The 2,868-nt window shown below is 62.8% G+C and carries 5 protein-coding genes; 4 read left to right on the top strand and 1 reads right to left on the bottom strand.

The window, feature by feature from the left end; all coding sequences use genetic code 11:
- The 4 genes from EN750_RS27405 to purU form a co-directional block, all read left to right on the top strand.
- Positions 1–251, top strand: a 251-nt coding sequence (locus tag EN750_RS27405; RefSeq protein WP_189526487.1) for a fatty acid desaturase, incomplete at its 5' end; no start/stop codon positions are given.
- A gap of 18 nt (positions 252–269) precedes the next feature.
- Entirely contained in the window at positions 270–584 is a 315-nt protein-coding gene (locus EN750_RS27410) for a MocE family 2Fe-2S type ferredoxin (RefSeq protein ID WP_013530832.1), read from the top strand.
- 34 nt (positions 585–618) lie between these two features.
- Complete coding sequence (locus tag EN750_RS27415; RefSeq protein ID WP_127398543.1) at positions 619–1,419, top strand: 3-methyl-2-oxobutanoate hydroxymethyltransferase; 801 nt, start codon at positions 619–621, stop codon at positions 1,417–1,419.
- Positions 1,416–2,297 (top strand): formyltetrahydrofolate deformylase, encoded by an 882-nt coding sequence (gene purU / locus EN750_RS27420; RefSeq protein ID WP_127398545.1) that lies wholly within the window; start codon positions 1,416–1,418, stop codon positions 2,295–2,297. The genes EN750_RS27415 and purU overlap by 4 nt, the downstream gene beginning before the upstream one ends.
- Positions 2,298–2,306: 9 nt before the next feature.
- Here the strand turns inward: purU and EN750_RS27425 are convergent.
- A partial coding sequence (locus tag EN750_RS27425) for an aromatic amino acid lyase (RefSeq protein WP_189526489.1) occupies positions 2,307–2,868 on the bottom strand: 562 nt, incomplete at its 5' end.

Genomic DNA, 2,868 nt, shown 5'->3' on the forward strand with positions numbered 1-2,868 from the left:
TGAACTACCATGTCGAACATCACATGTTCCCGATGGTGCCGTATCACGCGCTGCCGAGGCTGCACGAATTGATCAAGCACGATCTGCCCGAGCCGAACCCTTCGATGTGGCATGCCTATCGCGAGGTCTGGCCGGTGCTCATCAAGCAGCTTCAGTACGAGGACTATTTTCTCAAGCGTGAATTGCCGCCGACGGCCAAGCCATACCGGGACGAGTTCCATGCGCTGACCGTTCCGGCGGCGGCGGAATAGAGTTGCAGGAGACGAGAGATGGCCGACTGGGTTGAAGCGTGCGGCGTCGACGATGTCGAGGAAGAGGATGTCATCCGCTTCGATCATGGCGGCCGTACCTTCGCCATCTATCGCAGTCCCGATGACGAGTACTTCGCAACCGACGGGTACTGCACGCATGAGAAGGCGCATCTGGCCGATGGGCTGGTGATGGACGACATCATCGAATGCCCCAAGCACAATGGCCGCTTCAACTACAAGACGGGTGTGGCCCGAGGCGCACCGGTATGCGTCAATCTCGCCACCTATCCAGTGAAGGTCGAGGCTGGCAAAGTGATGATCCAGATCGGCTGACCTGCCGCCGAATGCAACTGAGGGAACCCATTTGATGAGCCGGAAAAGACCGACGGTGGCGGATTTGCGCGCCATGAAGGGCAAGCGACAGCTGACCATGCTGCGCGTGCTGACGATGGACGAGGCCGAGGCCGCGGAGCGCGCGGGGGTCGACATCGTCTCGGTGCCGCCCGAACTGGTGCTCAACCCGCAATACCGCGACGCCGCCCCCAGCCTGTTCACCATGCCGGGCGACAATTTCTACGAGATCGGAACGGCGGACGATTTCGTGCGCTGGGCTTTCCGGCTCTACAAGGCCGGCGCCGACGCGGTCTATTGCAGCGCCGGCTACGCCACGATCAAGCGGATGGCCGATGACAATATCCCGGTGATCGGCCATGTCGGGCTGATCCCGTCACGGGCCACCTGGACCGGCGGCTTCAAGGCGGTCGGCAAGACCGCCGACACCGCCATGGAGGTCTTCGCTGCGGTGAAACAACTGGAGGCCGCAGGCGCCATCGGCGCCGAGATCGAGGTCGTGCCGGTCGAGGTGGCCAAGGCGATCTCGGAACGCACATCCTTGATCATGCTGTCGATGGGGGCGGGCACCGGTTGCGATGCGCAATATCTGTTCGCCGACGACATCCTCGGCCAGAACCGGGGCCACATGCCTCGCCATTCCAAGGTCTATCGCAATTTCGCCGCCGAATATGATCGTTTGCAGGCCGAGCGCATCGCCGCGTTCTCGGAGTATGTTACCGATGTCAACAGTCTCGCCTATCCCGAAGACAAGCATGTGGTGCATATGGATCCGGCTGAGCTCAGCCTGTTCATGAAAAGGGTCGACAGGGCGTGAAATCTCAAGACAATAATGCGACGGACGACGCCGCGCCGGTTCATATTCTTACGCTTTCCTGCGAGGACCGGCCGGGGATCGTCGCCGCCGTCACGGCGGAGCTTGCCGCGAACGGCGCCAACATCGCCGAAAGCAGCCAGTTCTGGGACCGGCAGACCAATCGCTTTTTCATGCGGATCGCCTTCATCAGCCCGCCAGGCTCGACCAGCGACAGCCTGGAGCGGGCCTTGAAATCAAGTGTCGACCGGTTCGGCATGAAGACCGCGCTCGTCGATCAGGGGCGCCGCCCGAAGATCATCGTCATGGTCTCCAAGTTCGACCACGCGCTTCTCCATCTGCTGTACCAGATCAGGGTCGGCTGGCTGAACGCGGAGGTTGCCGCCGTCGTCTCCAACCACGAGGATGCCCGCCGCTTCGCCGAGCTGGAGGGCATTCCCTACCACCATTGGCCGACCACCAAGGAGAACAAGGCCGAACAGGAACAGAAGCTGCTGGACCTGGTGCAGCGGACAGGGGCCGAACTGGTCATCCTGGCGCGCTACATGCAGGTCTTTTCAAAAGGCCTGTCGGACCGGCTGTTCGGACGGGCGATCAACATCCACCATTCCTTCCTGCCGAGCTTCAAGGGCGCCAAGCCTTATCACCAGGCCTTCGACCGCGGCGTCAAGCTGATCGGTGCGACGGCGCATTACGTCACCTCCGACCTCGACGAGGGCCCGATCATCGACCAGGAGACCGAACGCGTCACCCATGCGATGAGCGCCGAGGATTTCGTTGCAGTCGGGCGCGACATCGAAAGCCGGGTGCTGGCGCGCGCGGTCAAGCTGCATCTCGAAGCCCGCGTCATGCTCAACGGCCACAAGACCATCGTCTTCTGAGAAGCCGCGTCAGGCCGGCCAACTGCCGCCGGCGAGCGCGCCGTAAAGCGTCTCGGCGTCGATACCGAGCGGCCGGTCCTCTTTCAGCATGGGGACGAGCGAGCGTATCGCCCTGTGAATTGTTGCGGTGCGTGGCGCCAATGTGAAGCCGTCGCGCAGGTCGATGGCCTGTGCGGCGGCCATCAATTCAAAGGCGATCAACCGCCGCCATAGCACGATCATCCCGGCGCATTTCGCAACCGCCAGGGGTGTCTGCGTGGCATGATCCTCGACGCCTTCCGAAACCGGAAGAAAATCGAGCATCACCGGATTGGCCTTGTGGCGGATGGCGGCCAGGATCGACGTCACCGTCTTCTGCAGCGGTACGAGGCCGGCCGAGGCGCCGCCGACCGGCGACAGATATTTCGGCAGGCCATTGCGGCCGGAACCGGTGAGTTGGATGAAGCGCGCGGCACTGGCCGCGGCACATTGGGCGATCGCGAGGCCGAGCGTCTCGAAGGCGAGCGCCAGCGAGGCTGTGTGGAAATTGCCGGTCGACAGCACCAGCTCATCATCGCCGAGCACCAGCGGG

Source organism: Mesorhizobium sp. M7A.F.Ca.ET.027.03.2.1, from assembly GCF_003999175.1.
Taxonomy (GTDB): Bacteria; Pseudomonadota; Alphaproteobacteria; order Rhizobiales; family Rhizobiaceae; genus Mesorhizobium.

Coding starts and splice junctions, on each gene's coding strand:
- EN750_RS27415 (WP_127398543.1), top strand. CDS start 619: ATGAGCCGGAAAAGACCGACGGTGGCGGATTTGCGCGCCATGAAGGGC.
- EN750_RS27410 (WP_013530832.1), top strand. CDS start 270: ATGGCCGACTGGGTTGAAGCGTGCGGCGTCGACGATGTCGAGGAAGAG.